Annotated in this window: 14 protein-coding genes; 6 read left to right on the top strand and 8 right to left on the bottom strand. The window is 56.4% G+C overall.

Annotation, left to right across the window (positions count from 1 at the left end; translation table 11 throughout):
* Positions 1-13: 13 nt before the first annotated feature.
* From HFP54_RS03415 to HFP54_RS03405, 3 genes are all read left to right on the top strand, one after another.
* A complete protein-coding gene (locus HFP54_RS03415; protein ID WP_315853839.1) occupies positions 14-2,470 on the top strand; it encodes a DUF1592 domain-containing protein in 2,457 nt (818 codons plus the stop codon).
* The gene (locus HFP54_RS03410) at positions 2,467-3,786 is read left to right on the top strand and encodes a DUF1552 domain-containing protein (RefSeq protein ID WP_168564034.1); all 1,320 of its coding nucleotides are present in this window, start codon (positions 2,467-2,469) and stop codon (positions 3,784-3,786) included. The genes HFP54_RS03415 and HFP54_RS03410 overlap by 4 nt, the downstream gene beginning before the upstream one ends.
* 131 nt (positions 3,787-3,917) lie before the next feature.
* Positions 3,918-4,862 (top strand): formylglycine-generating enzyme family protein, encoded by a 945-nt coding sequence (locus HFP54_RS03405; RefSeq protein ID WP_235951213.1) that lies wholly within the window; start codon positions 3,918-3,920, stop codon positions 4,860-4,862.
* Between the two features lie 37 nt (positions 4,863-4,899).
* Here HFP54_RS03405 and HFP54_RS03400 read toward each other — a convergent pair whose 3' ends face one another.
* Both HFP54_RS03400 and HFP54_RS03395 read right to left on the bottom strand, forming a co-directional pair.
* Complete coding sequence (locus HFP54_RS03400) at positions 4,900-6,018, bottom strand: serine hydrolase domain-containing protein (RefSeq protein ID WP_168564033.1); 1,119 nt, start codon at positions 6,016-6,018, stop codon at positions 4,900-4,902.
* Between the two features lie 115 nt (positions 6,019-6,133).
* Positions 6,134-6,325, bottom strand: coding sequence for a hypothetical protein (locus HFP54_RS03395; RefSeq protein WP_168564032.1), 192 nt, complete (start codon positions 6,323-6,325; stop codon positions 6,134-6,136).
* A gap of 538 nt (positions 6,326-6,863) precedes the next feature.
* Here HFP54_RS03395 and HFP54_RS03390 point away from each other — a divergent pair.
* Complete coding sequence (locus tag HFP54_RS03390) at positions 6,864-7,115, top strand: addiction module protein (protein WP_168564031.1); 252 nt, start codon at positions 6,864-6,866, stop codon at positions 7,113-7,115.
* A gap of 607 nt (positions 7,116-7,722) precedes the next feature.
* Entirely contained in the window at positions 7,723-8,082 is a 360-nt protein-coding gene (locus HFP54_RS03380; RefSeq protein WP_168564030.1) for a DUF2513 domain-containing protein, read from the top strand.
* Between the two features lie 368 nt (positions 8,083-8,450).
* On the opposite strand, the gene HFP54_RS03375 is transcribed toward HFP54_RS03380, so the two are convergent.
* Positions 8,451-8,948, bottom strand: a complete 498-nt coding sequence (locus HFP54_RS03375; RefSeq protein ID WP_168564029.1) for a hypothetical protein — start codon at positions 8,946-8,948, stop codon at positions 8,451-8,453.
* 426 nt (positions 8,949-9,374) lie between these two features.
* On the opposite strand from HFP54_RS03375, the gene HFP54_RS03370 reads away from it, so the two are divergent.
* On the top strand, positions 9,375-10,394 hold the full coding sequence (locus HFP54_RS03370; protein WP_168564028.1) for an RES domain-containing protein: 1,020 nt from the start codon (positions 9,375-9,377) through the stop codon (positions 10,392-10,394).
* 187 nt (positions 10,395-10,581) lie between these two features.
* On the opposite strand, the gene HFP54_RS03365 is transcribed toward HFP54_RS03370, so the two are convergent.
* The 5 genes from HFP54_RS03365 to HFP54_RS26315 form a co-directional block, all read right to left on the bottom strand.
* Positions 10,582-12,639 carry a phage major capsid protein gene (locus HFP54_RS03365; RefSeq protein WP_168564027.1) on the bottom strand — a complete coding sequence of 686 codons (2,058 nt, stop codon included), beginning with the start codon at positions 12,637-12,639 and terminating at the stop codon, positions 10,582-10,584.
* Complete coding sequence (locus HFP54_RS03360) at positions 12,639-13,064, bottom strand: hypothetical protein (protein WP_168564026.1); 426 nt, start codon at positions 13,062-13,064, stop codon at positions 12,639-12,641. Before HFP54_RS03360 ends, HFP54_RS03365 begins: the two co-directional genes overlap by 1 nt.
* A gap of 217 nt (positions 13,065-13,281) precedes the next feature.
* Positions 13,282-14,607 carry a replicative DNA helicase gene (locus tag HFP54_RS03355; protein ID WP_168564025.1) on the bottom strand — a complete coding sequence of 442 codons (1,326 nt, stop codon included), beginning with the start codon at positions 14,605-14,607 and terminating at the stop codon, positions 13,282-13,284.
* Positions 14,604-15,308: a hypothetical protein gene (locus tag HFP54_RS03350; RefSeq protein WP_168564024.1), complete on the bottom strand. Its 705-nt coding sequence runs from the start codon at positions 15,306-15,308 to the stop codon at positions 14,604-14,606. Before HFP54_RS03350 ends, HFP54_RS03355 begins: the two co-directional genes overlap by 4 nt.
* A 301-nt stretch (positions 15,309-15,609) precedes the next feature.
* Complete coding sequence (locus HFP54_RS26315) at positions 15,610-15,870, bottom strand: DUF1580 domain-containing protein (protein ID WP_168564023.1); 261 nt, start codon at positions 15,868-15,870, stop codon at positions 15,610-15,612.
* Positions 15,871-15,873 lie beyond the last annotated feature (3 nt).

The raw sequence follows: 15,873 nt of genomic DNA, 5'->3' as shown, positions 1-15,873 counted from the left end.
GTTTGCCGACAGCGTGCCGCAAGACATTTTTTTGGCCCTGCAAACACATTGCCAACAGTGTCACGGACCGGATACGGCCGAAGCCGACCTGCGCATCGATCAACTGAATGCCGATCTGGTGGACCGTGAGAACGCTGCGCACTGGATCGAAATTCGCAATGCAATTAATCGGGGCGAAATGCCACCGGATGGCGAAACACCGCTGCCCGTTGATGTTATCTCGCAGACGTCGCGTTGGGTGACCCAGAGTCTGCGCGATGCCACGCGGGCCGAACACCGATCAGATACTCAAGTCCAACTGCGACGTCTCAATCGGCACGAATACACCAACACGGTTGCGGATTTGTTGTCAATGAAGTTCCCAACGGGGGAAAGCCCACTGGACGCCCTGCCTCCCGACGGAACCGCCGAAGGTTTTGACAAGGTTGGTTCCGCATTGATGCTGGATCCTTCGTTGATGACGCACTATTACGAAGTCGCGCGACGGATTGCTGATCGTGCTATCGTCGATGGTCCGCCCGAGTATCCGACCGAAATCATGCGGATGGAGTTCGAAGACATCGCCGAAAGCACAGCGATCGGTTACCTCGTTTCTCGACTGGGCATGGAACCAGTCCCCGGTGGCTTGCGTTTGATCGAGGGTCGCACACGTTCCTTCGGATTGCTGAGATATCCGGGCCGAAAAGATCAGAACGTTGCACCGGTCAACGGGTTCTATCGCTTTACGCTTCGCGCCGGCGCTCGTCCGGACGAAGACGGGCAATGGCCACGGGTCCGTCTGACGCAAAGCCATCCCGACGACACAATGCGGACGATCATGGAGGTTGACGTCACCGCACCTTGGGATCATCCAGCGGAATACAGCGTGACCATCCCACGAGATTCTTTGGGCAAAGAACTGAGTGTCGAAATCTTAAACGGAACCAACCTCTATATGGGACAGCGTCCCGGCGAAGATTTCCGGCGTGCAATCAATGAGGTCGGAAAGACGGACAACTTCACCGAATCGCTACGCCTGACCGGTCGTAAGATTGCGGAAGGTTGGGGTGGAGATCGCTCCACGCCGGATCCAGAGAAACGGGATCTGACCCGATTCAAACAAGTCTATTTGGACTATCTGGAGGTCGAAGGCCCGCTGTACGACCAGTGGCCCCCCCAAAGCCATACGACCCTGTTGTTTCAAGGCGACGATCCGACCGATCCCATGGCATATGCGCGGCAGATTTTCCGCCGGTTACTGCCAAGAGCCTGGCGTCGCCCTGTCGGCGAACGCGAATTCGATTCAATTCTGGGGGTGGTTCAAGTGGAACTGGACAATGGCGGCTCGTTCCACCAGGCCATCCGCGTCGGCCTGATCGCCACATTAATGTCGCCTAACTTTTTGTACTTAACAGAAATCTCCCAGCCTTTGGACGATGACACCTCCGTCGAAACGAACACGATCGATGACCACCAGATCGCATCACGAATGTCGTACCTGCTGTGGAATTCGATGCCGGACGGGTCGCTATTTCGTGCAGCCGATGCGGGGCAACTGTCCGATGCCACCCACCGCGCCGCACAAGTTGATCGGATGTTGGGTGACCCCAAGGCGGATCGCTTCGTCAACAGTTTTGCGCGGCAATGGTTACAGACCGACGAATTCTTAAGTTTTGTACCGGATCGGAATCTTTATCGAGACTACGACGAACCACTGTCCAAAGCGGTGGTCCAGGAGCCGCTTGAGTTTTTTCGCCATGTGCTGCGAGAAGACCTTTCGGTGCTGAACTTCATTGATTCGGACTTCGTCGTCGTCAACGATCGGCTGGCCCAACACTATGGTATCGCCAACGTATCGGGTGAACAGTTTCGAAAAGTCTCCTTGCCGCCACATTCCCCCCGCGGCGGTTTGCTGGGCATGGCCGGAGTTCATCAAAAAGGATCCGATGGAATTCGCACCAAACCTGTTTCGCGTGCGGTCTATGTCCGTGAAGTCTTATTCAACAATCCCCCTGACCCGCCGCCACCGAATGCAGGTGAAGTGGAACCGAACATTCGAGGGCAATATTTGACGGTCCGCGAACGTCTGATGCAGCACAAGCAAATCGAAGCCTGCGCCTCGTGTCACCGGTCTCTCGATCCTTACGGACTCGCGTTGGAAAACTTCAACGTGATTGGTGCTTGGCGTGACCAACAAGACGGCGAAAACTTTCGCGGCCGCAATCTTCCACCGATCGATCCAAGCGGTCGATTGCCCAACGGACAAGAATTCTCGTCGTTTCAAGAATTTCGTGATCGGTTGTTATTGCAAGGGGATCGTTTTCGCCGGGCTTTGGCGGAAAAAACGTTCATCTACACCTTCGGGCGTCCGATCGCTCCGGCCGATGACGCAATGTTGGCACAGGTGGTGACCGAGATGAAGAATAATGGCGACACCCTGCGGGCTCTGATCAAATCCATTGTTACCAGCAAGGCCTTTGTTACCCGATGAATATCCAATCATTCACCCCACTCCACCGCCGTGCGTTTTTGCGTGGCTCCGGCGGCTGCCTTGCTCTTCCCTGGCTGGAAGCGATGCTGCCACGAGTCGGCGCCGCAACGGTGCCGCCCGAACGAACGCCTCGGATGGGCATGTTCTATTTCGGTACTGGCATGAACATGCGTCAGTTTTATCCCGATGGGCTTGGCATCGCCGCGAAACTATCACGCATTTTAACCCCCCTTGAAAAACACCGTGGACATTTCACGGTCCTTTCGGGCACAGAGCTGACGCACGGTGGCGGGCACAACGGTGCCTATCCATTTGCAACTTCCATCGCACGAGGGGAAAAGCAATCGATCTCGCCCGACCAGATTGTGGCCGAACGATTCGGTTCGCGAACACGATTCCCCTCATTGCAGTTATCCGTCAAACGGGGAACTGGTTTCGGCAGCCAAGCCTTGGCAACCATTTCCTGGAATCGGCAAGGCATTCCTTTGGCCGCTGAAAACGACCCTCAGGTACTTTTTAACCGCCTGTTCCGTCCGACCGACAAACAGCTTCGTGGCAAACAGGCCGACGAATTTCGCCGTCGTGGCAGCGTCTTGGATGCGGTTCTTTCCGACGCGCAGTCGCTGCAGAGCAAACTGGGACAAGCCGATCGCCAGCAATTGGACCAGTATTTTCAATCCGTCCGCGAAGTCGAAAAAACCTTGCGGACAGAGATCGAATGGTCTGATCGCCCCAAGCAGACTCCCAATTTAAAAGGCTATGGCGATTACGAACAAGCCGTCACACCGGAGGGCAACGGCAAGTTCATTTATGACACCTACGCAAAACTGATGTACGATCTCATTGCGCTCGCATTCCAAACCGATTCGACACGCGTGATCAGCTATGTGGTCCGCACCGAACTGGCCGGCGGTGTGTATCCGGAATTCGGTGTATCCAAGGGCTATCACGAATTAACGCACCACGGGAACGATCCCAAAAACTTGGAACAACTGGCAAGCGTCGACACCATCTACATGCGGCACTGGGCCTACTTCCTCGATCGCCTGGCATCCATTCGCGACGGCGACGAAACACTGTTGGATCAAACACTGCTGGGATTTTCTAGTGGGATGGGCATTGGCCACAGCAAAGACACGCTGCCGACGATGATTTCCGGTGGCAGCGGGTTGGGTGTCCGCCACCAGACACACCTCAAACTTCCCGATCACACTCCGCTAGCGTCGGTGTGGCAAACCATGGTCGATCGCATGGGAGTGCCGGTGGAAAGCGACTTTCAAGACAGCACAGGAGTGATCGGAGAGTTGATCACATGATCGCGTCACACTGTCCACCCTTTCCAATCTACCGGGCTGTGATCGCGATGATCTTGTCATCGTTCATCTCAGCAACGTGGCCCCTGCTAGCCGACCAACCCCAATCGGCCTCGAACGTCAACTCTTTGGGAATGGCCTTCGTCACTGTTTCGCCGGGAACGTATCGTCGTGGTTTCGATGGTTCCAGTCAGCGTGACCGCCTTTTTGCACGCACTCATCGTTACAGCAATCATGCCGATTTCAAGTTCGATTCCCCATCGCACCTGGTAACTCTTAGCAAGTCGTTTCAAATTCAAACGACCGAGGTCACTGTCGCGCAATTCCGTGCCTTCACCGACGCAACCGACTACCAAACGGATGCCGAAATGGGGGCCGGTGCATTCGGCCTTTTCCCGGACCAGAAGCGTTACAACGACCGATTTCAAAGATCCCCCTCGGTGACTTGGCGGGAACCGGGTTTCGCGCAGACCGATGATCATCCGGTTGTTGCCGTCAGTTGGAACGACGCAACCGCGTTTTGCGAATGGTTGAGCAAAAAGGAGGGCGTCACCTACCGACTGCCCAATGAAGCGGAATGGGAATACGCCTGCCGTGCCGGCAAAACGTCATGGTATTCCTGGGGAACCAATCCTGATGATGCATACCGTCACGCGAATGTCGCCGACGGGGCACTGGAGACGGCCTATCCAAACACCACACGCTACCAACGGGCCGTCAAACTGGAACCCGATGACGGTGACGGCGTTGTTTTCACGGCACCGGTTGCAAGCTTTCGCCCCAATCCTTGGGGGTTATATGACATGCACGGCAACGTCTGGGAATGGTGCCATGACCGATGGGTCCCCGACCTATACCGTCGATACTTGGACGATGTGCCCCACCAGAAACGCGCCGAATTCAACGTCGACGATCCAGTGGAAACGAAAAAGACCGACCAGCATGAATACGGCGACTGGCGTTGCATGCGTGGCGGTGCTTGGACCTGCGCACCGGCTTCCGTTCGATGCTCCATCCGCACCTATGCCGAAGCTGGCGATGCTTCGATCTACACCGGATTTCGCGTGGTCCGACAGTAGTGCGTTGCCGACTGGATCGCAAATGCGACTGCGTCCGCTACTTCATCAACTCGGCAATTCGCTTGCGGATTCGCGATGTCATCTGAGCGTTCCCGGGTTTGGCCAACGTCCAAAGCACGATCCTATATTGCTCGCGTTGCAAATCGATACGAATCGCCGCTTGGTAGGGTGGCAAAGATCCACCGTGGGAAACGGTGACCACGCGATTGCCTTGCTTGGCCAGCATCCAACCGTACCCGTATGACTGCGTTTGAAATGCGGGTGACACAAAACGCTGCCAAGACACTTCGCTCATCACTTGCTCCTCGGCCAAGCGCCCCTGGTCCACCATCATCCTGGCAAATTTCCCAAGATCGTTCGCAGTCGTGTAGAGACTCCCTCCCACCAAGGGAAGCCGATGCCTCTGCCCCAAAGTATGAGGCGGAACGAGTTGCGACTTGCCTCCCATCGCAATTTCCTCAAGCCCAAGTGCAACCGGAAAGTAAGTCGTCGACGCCATCCCCAGCGGCTCACAAACTCTCTTCCGCAGCACCGATTCGAAGGCTTGCCCACTCGCCTTTTCCGCCATCATTCCCACCAGAATGTATCCAGCGCCGCTGTACGCATACTTCGTCCCCGGCGGCGAAGACAAAGGTTGTTTTGCGATCATTTGCACTGATTCTTCAAGCGATAGACGAAAATCACGAATCGCTCTCAATTGAATTTTGGTCAGCCGGTTCTTTTGCGAATAAATGCCTCCGCGATGGGCGAGCAATTCACGCAAGGTCGGCGAACGCACATTGATCCCGTCCGCTGTCACCGGCGAACCATACGCGGGTATCCATTGGCTCGCCGGCGTGCTCAAGGACAACACTTGATGGTCAAGTAGCGAAAAAACTGCGGCGGCGGCGACCGGCTTGGAACAAGAAGCGATACAAAACACGGTATCGTCAGAAACAGAACGCTGATCCGTTGGTCCAAGCGTTCCGATGTTCACCGACCGCTCGTTCCCGGAACCCACCCCGCCCACCAGAACTTGAGCCCCCACAACATGGCCGGCCGCAACCTCCTGTCGCAAAAAGCTCGCGATTGTCTCTTGCGATGATGCACCGCCATGCGATTCGGCGCGAACGCCTCCGGCCAGCAGAATCATCAACAACAAACTCGCCTTCGACATTTGAATTCTCCATGGTGAAACGACGATACCAATCATAGCAAGACGCCGTTGCGACTCCGTGGCGTCAAAGGTCGCGACGCACTTCCGTGTATGCCCAATCCTTATCCGTCTTGAGTTACTGTTTGCAGACCAGATTAGACCTAGCTTTCTGGTAGTCGGTCAGGTTCTCATGCCTGGTCAGCCACAGGCAAGTGTCAGCTTGCAGGTCAGAATCGGCCACGATGCGACGGACCAGGACCGCCGCATCCCCTTGGTGCGTCGGCGCGTCCTCGGGCGACTGCTTCCCGTTGGCGTTGGATTCGGACAACAACGCGCAGTAGCGGGGCGCAGCTTTCCGGCGTTCCGCGCTTGGCCAGCTAGAAGTCTCGATGCTCCAAACGGACCTTTGCTTGCCCGCTGGCTTGATACAGATACGCCGGCTGTTCCGTGCGTTTCCTCAGCACGATGGCGACTCACGATCGATTCGAAGTAGTCGGCTACTCCGAAACCGTTCGAACACAAGCCGCACGCCAAATGTCGGCGGTGACGCTAAAGAGCGATCCAGCAAGAACTTAGAATCAATGGGGGATACAGGCTCCAAAAAATCGCCTGAAACATCGACAATCACAACGCCAGTCAAACAAGGCGACGCATTATCCGACGCAATCCGAGACGATGAAACGCTTTGCCAACTCGTGCTACTCTGGTCCACTCTGGACGAACCGATTCGGCAAGCGATACTGACCATCGCGCAACGCTCGACATCGTCGTGACACTGTCAAGACAATTGTGGGCATTCTTCGACATCCTCGCTTTGGCTGTTACAATAGTGCCTGGCGTTTTCACTACAGCGTTGGAACCCTGAAATGTCGGAAACTGCTCAGCAACTCATTTCGTCCGCATTACAACTTCCCGCATCTGACCGAGCGGAAGTCGTCGACGCGATCCTGGCGAGCCTTCAGCCACAACTTGATGGGGATTCGGCTGCCGAGATTCAAAACGCCTGGGCCAACGAGATACGGAGCCGAATCGACGACATTGATTCAGGCCGAGTGAACACGATTCCGTCGGCCGAAGCATGGAAGATGATTGATGGCGAAGCGGAACTACCAGACTGAGTTTCATCCGGAAACGATCTGAGAAATCCGAGAGTCGATTCAGTGGTACCGCGACCGAAATGAGCAGGCCGCTGACGAGCTTCGTACTTTAGTGCAGTCTGCTGAATCTCTCATCGAGAGGTCACCGGAGTCTTGCGCGCCGTATCTACACGAGACTAGAGGCTACCGGTTCCAAAAGTTCCCATTCGTTCTCGCCTATATCCTGCGAGACGATCGAATCTACTTCGTAACGCTCGCCCACACACGCCGAAAACCTGGCTACTGGCGAGAGCGACTACAGGGTTAGGCGCCCGTGGCGTGCTCCCCAAAAAGAAAGCCCGCGAGTTGCGGGCTGATTGCAAGAAAACGCCGCTACGCTCCACTCGGAGCATAACGGCGTGATGGGCGATACAGAATTCGAATCTGTGACCTCTGCGGTGTGAATCGCGATGAAACACGCAACCATTACCCCGGTTTTTGCGGGAAAAACCCCGTTTCCGTTGCTGTTCACCAGCATACCGCGTGCAACGCTCGTTGCAACCAATGGGGGTGATTGTGATATTAGATGTCCTGAATTGGGCCGAAATGGCCAATTCTTGGGTACAGATATCAAGAATGGGGTAACGCTATGAAACGTGACATGCAGCTAGTGCGGGACATCTTTTTCCAAATTGAGGATCTCCCCCATGACAATAAAGGCCCATTCGATAAGTTGCCGGATAAGTCTGCTGAAGTCCTAGACTATCACCTGAAAATCCTGCAGGAGGCTGGGCTGGTCGCTTGGGATCAAATCGATCACGGGAACGATTGCAACTGGTACTTCGGTCTACGCCTTACCTGGATCGGTCATGAGTTTTTGGACAACGCAAGAAACGAGGGCATTTGGTCTGAAGTCAGAAGGGCACTCAACGACAACGCCGTAAAGAGTGCTTCCTTCTCGATTTGGGCATCGACTCTTTCGGACCGTTTATCCCAGCTCCTTAGCTGAATGGTGCGATCCGGTCGCACCCACCGATCCCGATACGACGCCTCGGGATCACGGCGTTTTTTGGCGTTAGCTTGTGAGCTCCGCGTGCAGTTCTGCCGATCGAAGTATCGATTCCGACCGCATCGTTCGGCCACGCCAGCGGTATCGTGCTGATGCCGGTGATGTCCGGTCCACGAGCCCAAGTTCAACGAGGGCTTCACAGTCACGCCGTATCGTGCGATCGCTGATCCTTTCGCCCAAGATGTCGCGAACGTCGTTCGCGATTTCCTGAGGCATCGCTCCGAGCCTCAGCGGCGCCAATAGCTCGATGACCAAGAGCAGACGTTCGAATTGTCGATACCGCCGGCTATTCGGTGATTCGATCGGCTTCATGCCATCACCTTCTGCTTCACCTGAATGGCCGTTCGTTCAAAGGGGCACCCCGGACGGCCTTCGTCATGCCACAGGATTTCCTGAATCGCCTCCCTCGCGTCGTCAGAGAGCCCAGCCCAGCATTCCCGCACCTGCTTCAGTGTTGGGCCGGACTTGCGCGAACGAGCACGCCCGGGCTCCGCTGGTGGCTGATACACCGAAAACGTTGCCTGTTCCACCTCAGCGTTGGCGAATCCCGCCAGCCGATGAACGTCGATGGTCAGGGGCAGGTCTGGAAACTGCAGCTCAATGGGGATCACCGCATGGAAAAATCCGTCTTTCACAATCCTACGCTTGGCTTCTCCCGCGGCGTCCTCCGAAACCGCGATGTAGCTGCCCAAGTCTGCAGGGTGGCCGCCCGAAGTGAGGGGCAGGACCCAAAACACCGTTGTTTTCCACTGGGTTTGCCAGACCGAATCCGGGTCGATGTCCCGGCCAAAAATGCTCCCGCGCATGGTTCGAAATACCCTTCCCGCGTGCATCCGTTTGGGCACGCGCACACACAAGCACGGCGATACGCTTAGAAAGCCGGTTCTCACTCCGGCCCCGATGGGCTTGGCTCCCCGGCCGATGCCGGATCAATACTTTGCGTCCGCCGGACGCATCGCCGTGCTGGTGGGTTCCAAAGTCAAGAGGTGAGAAATCGACCTTTGTCACCGCCGGCAGGACACCCGGTCGGTCAAGTCAGCGACAGTTTCTAAGCCATCGCCGACAGTCAGACAGCCAACATCAGTTTTGCAAAGGCACGGTTAGCCGTCAAGCCCGTGCTTACGCTTACAAATACCGGGCTCCAATTCAAAACCCTCGGCCTTTATCATGCGGGTTGCCGATTTTTGCTAGTTATCTTGCTACTTCATTAGTCGAAAGGTGTTTTTATTCAGATGGCTCTTGATTTCTTTATCAACACCTTGGTAGGACGTGATCGTTACGATCTCACACGAATGTTCAACGAACTGAAGTGTGCAGATCTCGACCGAAAATCCAGTCGAGAGATTGGAAAGCTGGCGCAAGAGATAGCCCAAATTGTTCTGTTGGAAAAAATATCGTACTCGGGATACTTGCCCGTAGGACGGGCGCGCCTGCAAGAAAATTCGTACTTGTTCGCGACAGCCAGCGAACTGTCGACCAATCCCAACCCCAAGGCAGTTAACTTAGGTCGACTAAATATACGTGAGCACCCATTGTTTTATGCTTCATTGGATCCGATAACTTCCGTTACCGAAGTCGCAAGGCCTTGGGAGTCCGGTCGCTTTGTCGGTTACGTGTCAATCTTGGAAGGGTCTTTTCAATCTAATAAAGAATTTCGAGTTGCCTCTGCTCTTATAAATCAAGATCCAAGCAAGTTAACGCATCCGTTTCTAAAGCAGTTTTTTGAGTGGGACCAAGAACACCTTCGTTTTCTTCAAAAAAGGTTCGAGAAGGATTTGCTTGAGAGAATTGTTCAAGTGAGAAACGCACTATCGGGACTGTTGACGACTGATCGCGACCATCGCCCCGGATTGTTTAGGTTGACGGGCGCTATCGGACATTTTCTTCTTTCTAGTAGTCAACCCTTGTGCGATGCGTTGCTATACCCAGCAATGTCACTGAACTGCGCTGGTGTCAATTTTGCGGTTTCTGAACGCGCGATCGATCGGTTTTTCAAACCTTCGCACGTCACGATGTATTCTTACGATTTTGAGCAAAATAGCGGAAACGGGCTCGCGTATCTTATGCTCAAACCGTTATTTCGTGCTGATGTTTCTCACATGAACGGGTCATTGTCCTATGAGTACGTTGGGCAAATTCCTGCGTTGCCGGAGGTGAGTCATATAGCAGAGCAGAACAGCGTGCCGATTCGGCCATCTGCCCGCTGGCATACCCCCGTCGACTTGGGGCCTGCCAAAGATAGCCATGGCTAAAAGCCGGCGGCCGGCTCCAGGGCTCAAAGCATCACCATCGGCCGCCGGCGAAGCACGCTACGAGCGTGCACATCGGAGAATTGAAAATGGGCCGAATACTGGAAGTTAGACAACACTCGGCCGCGACAAAGGAAAACGGGGAACGCGATCCCGTTCGTATCGGCGGCGAATTTTCAGAACTCCGCTTCTACGCCTTCCCCTTGCTCATGTACGTCGGTTTTTGGTCCGCCATCGCAGCGCCGTAATCAAAGTAGGCTTTGATTTGAACGGCCAACTTGTCGGGCGTGTGATCGACGTCATAGAACTTCACTCGCGGGGTTTTGACCGCATCCAAGAATCCAACCACCATCGGCAGGTCTGATGCACGGCCAAACAAGAACCAGTTCTCGGGCGCGTTCCCGGTGAATTTGACCGTGTTGCTGATTCGCTGCTCAACGATGTGTCGAAGCGTTTCTTTTAACGGGTTTCCGGTGACGCGTTGCTCAATCGCGGTTGAATCTCCGGCGGCGAGCGCTTGGATATAGTCCGACTGCAGCAGCGCCTTTGCGTTTTGCTCATTCTTCGGGCCGACCACCAAGAGCGCCGGCTCAATGTCCAGGTCGTTCCCTTCGTCGTCGCGACGTTCACGCATGGCTTGGATCGCAGCTGCCAGGGATTCGATTCCCAGTGCAGTAGATGCCCCTTGAACGTAGTTCAAGTTTGCGGTGCTGAACCAGTTGGCCGCCTTTGCCGCATAGATGACACGCCAAACCAAATCATTCACCGCCCGCCGGCCGGCTCGGCCGTGGGCTTCAATCAGCGTTCGCAACGCTCCCAAGTCGTCGTTGATCCAATCCTTGCGGCTCATGGCCGTGGTTTTGCCGTATTGATCGACCGACCACGCGAACGTCTTCTCATCGACGCCACCGTGTTTCAGTTCACCGTCGGCCCCGACTTCCTCAAATTGCCCGGTGTCGGTGACGCGGATCCCGGTGTTCTCTTTGAAGTTGGTAGCCGTTTTGATCGCGGCGAATTGCGTGTAAGCCGGCGGCCGTTCGATGTAATCGCGCTCGAGCATCTTTTCCGCCGCGTTCGATAGCGTGGCTGGGATGCTGTACGTGCTCGACGCGGCTTGCAGATGCGTCACTGCCTCGGACGCCGAAACGCCTACGCCGCCAAACCCCAAGTGGGCACACAAACGCATTGCAACATCGCCAACGTTTCGGCATCGCATGTCGCGGGCTTGCTGGGTAGTGCGTTCGCCGAATTCCTTCTCAGCAACGCCATCGGCTTCCATCGCAACGAGAACGGCCGCGGCTGCCAAGTCTCGAGTGCTTGATCCCGCGCCGGCGTGGCGGCCGGTGTGGATCGACGGCGAACTCTTGGGGCGTGATGCTCGAACGGCTAACAGTTGCACCTGATTCGCGTTCAAGTTGGCTCGCATCGCGTGGTCATGTAATGCGACGGTTTGGCCGTTCACTTCGATGGTCGGATAACCGTAGGCCGAACAGATGCCCTCCACCTGCAGTTGTCGCTCGGTGTCGGTATCGGTTTGGCGATCGCCAATCGCAACGGATCCGCCGGCGTTCAGCGGTCCAGCCGTCGGCGTGTGTTGTTGCTCGCGCTGATAGGTCGCGTGCAACTGCTGGGTTTGCTGGTCGGAAAGAGCGGTTGTGTCCCATCCGCTCGCTTGAAGCCACTGCTCGAAACTCATCTCGGTTCCCTGATTGGCGTTGATAACGGCACTGGTGGCATCGTCGCCGGCCAGCGAAACAAAACTGATCTCGTAAACGGTGCACGCTCGAATGATTGCCGCCGGGCCGGTGACCTTGCGACCGTTTACCGTGGCATTTCGTCCGGCCTGGACGTGTTCGATGCGGTCGATCTTGGCACCGATCGACAACTTCCACGGGAAGCCACGATCGGCCGATGCGAGAATCTCGGCCGTTGCGTCGTTGGATCCGCTGATCCGGCCTTCCACGGCGATGACAGCCGATCCGATTTCGATTGCTTCGCTGTGTCCGATAACGCGTCCGGGATCATGATCTCGGTGAATCGGTCGCTTTCCCGGGGCGGCTTTGGCGCCGGTCAGGTCGACGTAGGTATCAACCGCAAAACCAGATGGCCGCATGGCACCGCCGGTGTAGGCGATGCCGGAGAACTCCCGAACGTGTTGGCCATCGCCAGCGGACGCGGCAAGCTCAACCCTTCCGCCTGCGAATTGGACGGTTTTTGGTTTGCGGCGAAGGATGCTTGGGAAGCTCATCAGTCATCGCCCCTGCAGATGAAGGAAGCGTCCCCCTCGGGCAGTCCGGCGACGTACTCGGCATAGCTCAACCCCAAACACGCGGCGTGGCCGGCCTCCGGCGTGAATCGCTGCTCGGCTTCAAGCAAGTTGGCGAGACGATCAATCTCGTTAATTGGGAACTTGCCGCGCGGGTTCGGAAGGATGCGAAAAAGGTCGAGCGGGGCGGCCGCGTAGCCACGCATCCGTAGCTCCATGATCGCTGTCCGGTCATCCCGGGGACCGGATCGGGGGAACGGCGAAAACAACTGCTCGGCTTGCTCTCTGCACATGCCGATACGATCGCTCGTCGGTGCCGGCGGGTCTTCAAAGACGCTGGCGGAGAATAGCCAACGGTTGACCGCGTCGACTGCGGCGCGTTCGTTGTTTGTTTGCTTGGTGGTCATGGATTCATCCTTTCGAGCATTTGGGTGGCGGCCAAGTGGATCGCCGGCCGACTGAGCGAGTTTCAAGCGGATGGGTTACACCCGTGTAATTTGGTCCCCATTGGCGGGGTGTCGTTTTCAGGCTTGTCGGTTGCTGCGCGAAACAAACACTCTCTCCCTTCCCGGTATCTTCGTGGCGGGTAAGGGAAAGGGGCGGCCCGGAAAGAACCTATGGCTCTCATCCAGACCACTCATCAAAGGCAGGCTCGTGGTTCTCAAGGTCACGGGCTTCGAGGTCGCGAAACCTCGTGATGTCCGGATCCCAGCCGATTTGGATTTGCCCTGTCTGCCCGTTGCGATTTTTCGCTACGTCGATGTAGACCTTTGGCATTAGCACTGGGCTTTCCGCCGCCTTGCGCTGAATAAACCAAACCGCGTTGCTGTCGTTCTCGATCGACGACGATTCGGACAAGTGGTGAAGCCTCAACCATCCCTCTTTGGCCGCCTCACGGTTCACTTGGGACAGTGCCACCACGGGACAATCCAGCGTCTTTGCCAACGCCTTCAAGCCCTTGGTGACTTCGCCGACTTGCTCGGTACGTTTGCGACTTCGGAACGATCCCGATGGATTCACCAGGCCGATGTAAACGACCGCCACGATGTCGATGTGACGTTCGGTCGCCAGCATCTTGCAGATGGCCCGGATGCGTCCGATGTCCGTTTCGGGGCTGTCATCGATGTGGAAGTCAAAGTCGCGGATCCCATCGGCCGCGTCTTGCAGCTTGGCGAACGTGTTGCTGTCCACCGATCCCGATCGGAGCATCTGGTTTGATACTTCGGCGGATGAACAGAGGCTACGCTGTGCCAGTTCTTTGCCGGTCATTTCCAGGCTGAACATGACGGCCCGCTTGCCCTTTGACGCGACGTGTCGGCAAATTTGAATCGCCAGCGATGTCTTCCCGATTCCAGGCCGCGCCGCGATCGTCGTCAATTCGCCAGCAAACAGCCCGCCAATGGTTTCATCCACTGAGACGAAACCGGTCGACTGCCCCATCTGGCCCTGACGCTGAATCGCTTCGGCGATGTCGTGCAGTGCCTGGTCGGCATAGTCTCCGACCAGGCCCGTGGTCAGTGATGAACCGCCGGCGACCGCTTGCTCCAGTCTGGCAACCATCCAATCGGCGAGCCGTGACGGGTCGGGCATCGCTTCGGCCGCTTCAGCTTCGACGCGGCTGGAAAACGATCGGGTGGCCGCCAAGATGGCCCGCATCATCGAAAGGCATCGAACATCGCGGGCATAAGCTGCGGCACTGCTCGCCACCGCGTGGTGGCAACACTTCGCGGCAAACGCCGCCGGCACTCCTGACCTGACAATGCGATCGATCGTCACGGCTTCGCCCGCATCGCGTAGTGCGACGGCGACACGAAACGCGGCTCGAGCGTCGGGCTCGGAGAAGTCGGCGTCAGAAACGATGCCAGTGGCTACGTCGATCGTGGACGGGTCCAGGATCGCGGCACCGATCAGCGAGCGTTCCGCGTCGATGGATCTTTCTTGCAAGTTCATGCCAAGACCCCCGCCGGCTTGTATCGCTTAGCGAGCCGGATCTCTGGCTGTCCATCGCCAACATGAAGCCCCCGCCGATTTCGCGCAAATTCAGCCTGCCGCCGCACCCATCCGCGAAACGCCGCTCGCCAGTCTTTGATGGGGCGTCCGCTGGCTTGCTTCCAGCCGTTCGCTTCGTAGTGATCGTGGAAATCTTCGACGCAACCGACAGCGTTTTGATACTTCGATGGATCCAGCGATTTCGCAAACTCGGAAACCTCATGGAGGGAGGGACGCAACGCGGCCGCCTTTCTGTCTTTCTTATTGCTTTCTTTCTTTCTTCTATCTGTATCAGCCGGTGTATCAGTTCGTGTATCAGCCGGTGTATCAGTTCGTGTATCAGCCGGTGTATCAAAATTTGACACACGGATGACGCTAAACTGACGCCCGATAGGCTCCACCGTCACGGCTTTCATCTTCTCTAAAAGCTCGATCCGTCGCCGAAGAGTATTCATCGCTGGCGCGTTCCCGTCGGGGTACAGTCGCTCGCCAAGCTTGCGCCACGCAAAGGCGATTTCGCCTCGCTCGATCTTTTTCCCCTTGAACCAGGACTCGCGGTAATTCGCCTGTCGCTTCAGTCGCATGTAGAGTCCGAGAAGTGCGTCATCGGATGCAACTCCCGTCTCCCAGACTGCGTTCGGCAGTTGCGTGAATCCGCTCACTGCCCTGCCTCCTGGTCCTCGTGTGTATGCGGCATGACCAGCCGCCGCGCATCATGCCACTCGGACCTTGCATCGGTCCCGCGACGGCGGCCAAGGTAGATGGCGACGTTGACGGCGGCCAGTTGTTCGGCCAATGTCCCCGGTTCATTGCAAGATGGGCTTGGTTTCGGTCGCTCATGCGGTAACATGAATTTGCTCACTGCCTGGTCTCCGGCGTTGTGTTCTTTCTACTTGCCGGCGTTGGCCCGCCGGCGCAAAACATGAAGCGGCTTCCGGTTCGTCCCCGGTGGCCGTTTCGTCATTACTGAGCGGTTCTCGCTTCGATGAAGCGAGTAATTGCCTGCCGACTGGTCATCCATTGGCAACCAATGCGAGCAGCCTCAAGCCTGACCTTTCCTTGACCAGGCCCGACACCAATCGTGATCCATCGGACTAGAGTTGATTTATCGGGCCGCTTACGAAGAATGACTGAGAGCTCGTCTCGGGCCTCGTTGAGAGTAAGCAGGTCCTCGCTCAGGACTCGCTGTACATTGCTACGGACCTGATTAACAACCGACGGCATCGT

It is taken from the genome of Crateriforma spongiae (genome assembly GCF_012290005.1).
Classification (GTDB): Bacteria; Planctomycetota; Planctomycetia; order Pirellulales; family Pirellulaceae; genus Crateriforma; species Crateriforma spongiae.
The sequence above is the reverse complement of the archived record's forward strand: the minus strand, read 5'-3'. Positions and strand labels throughout refer to the sequence as shown.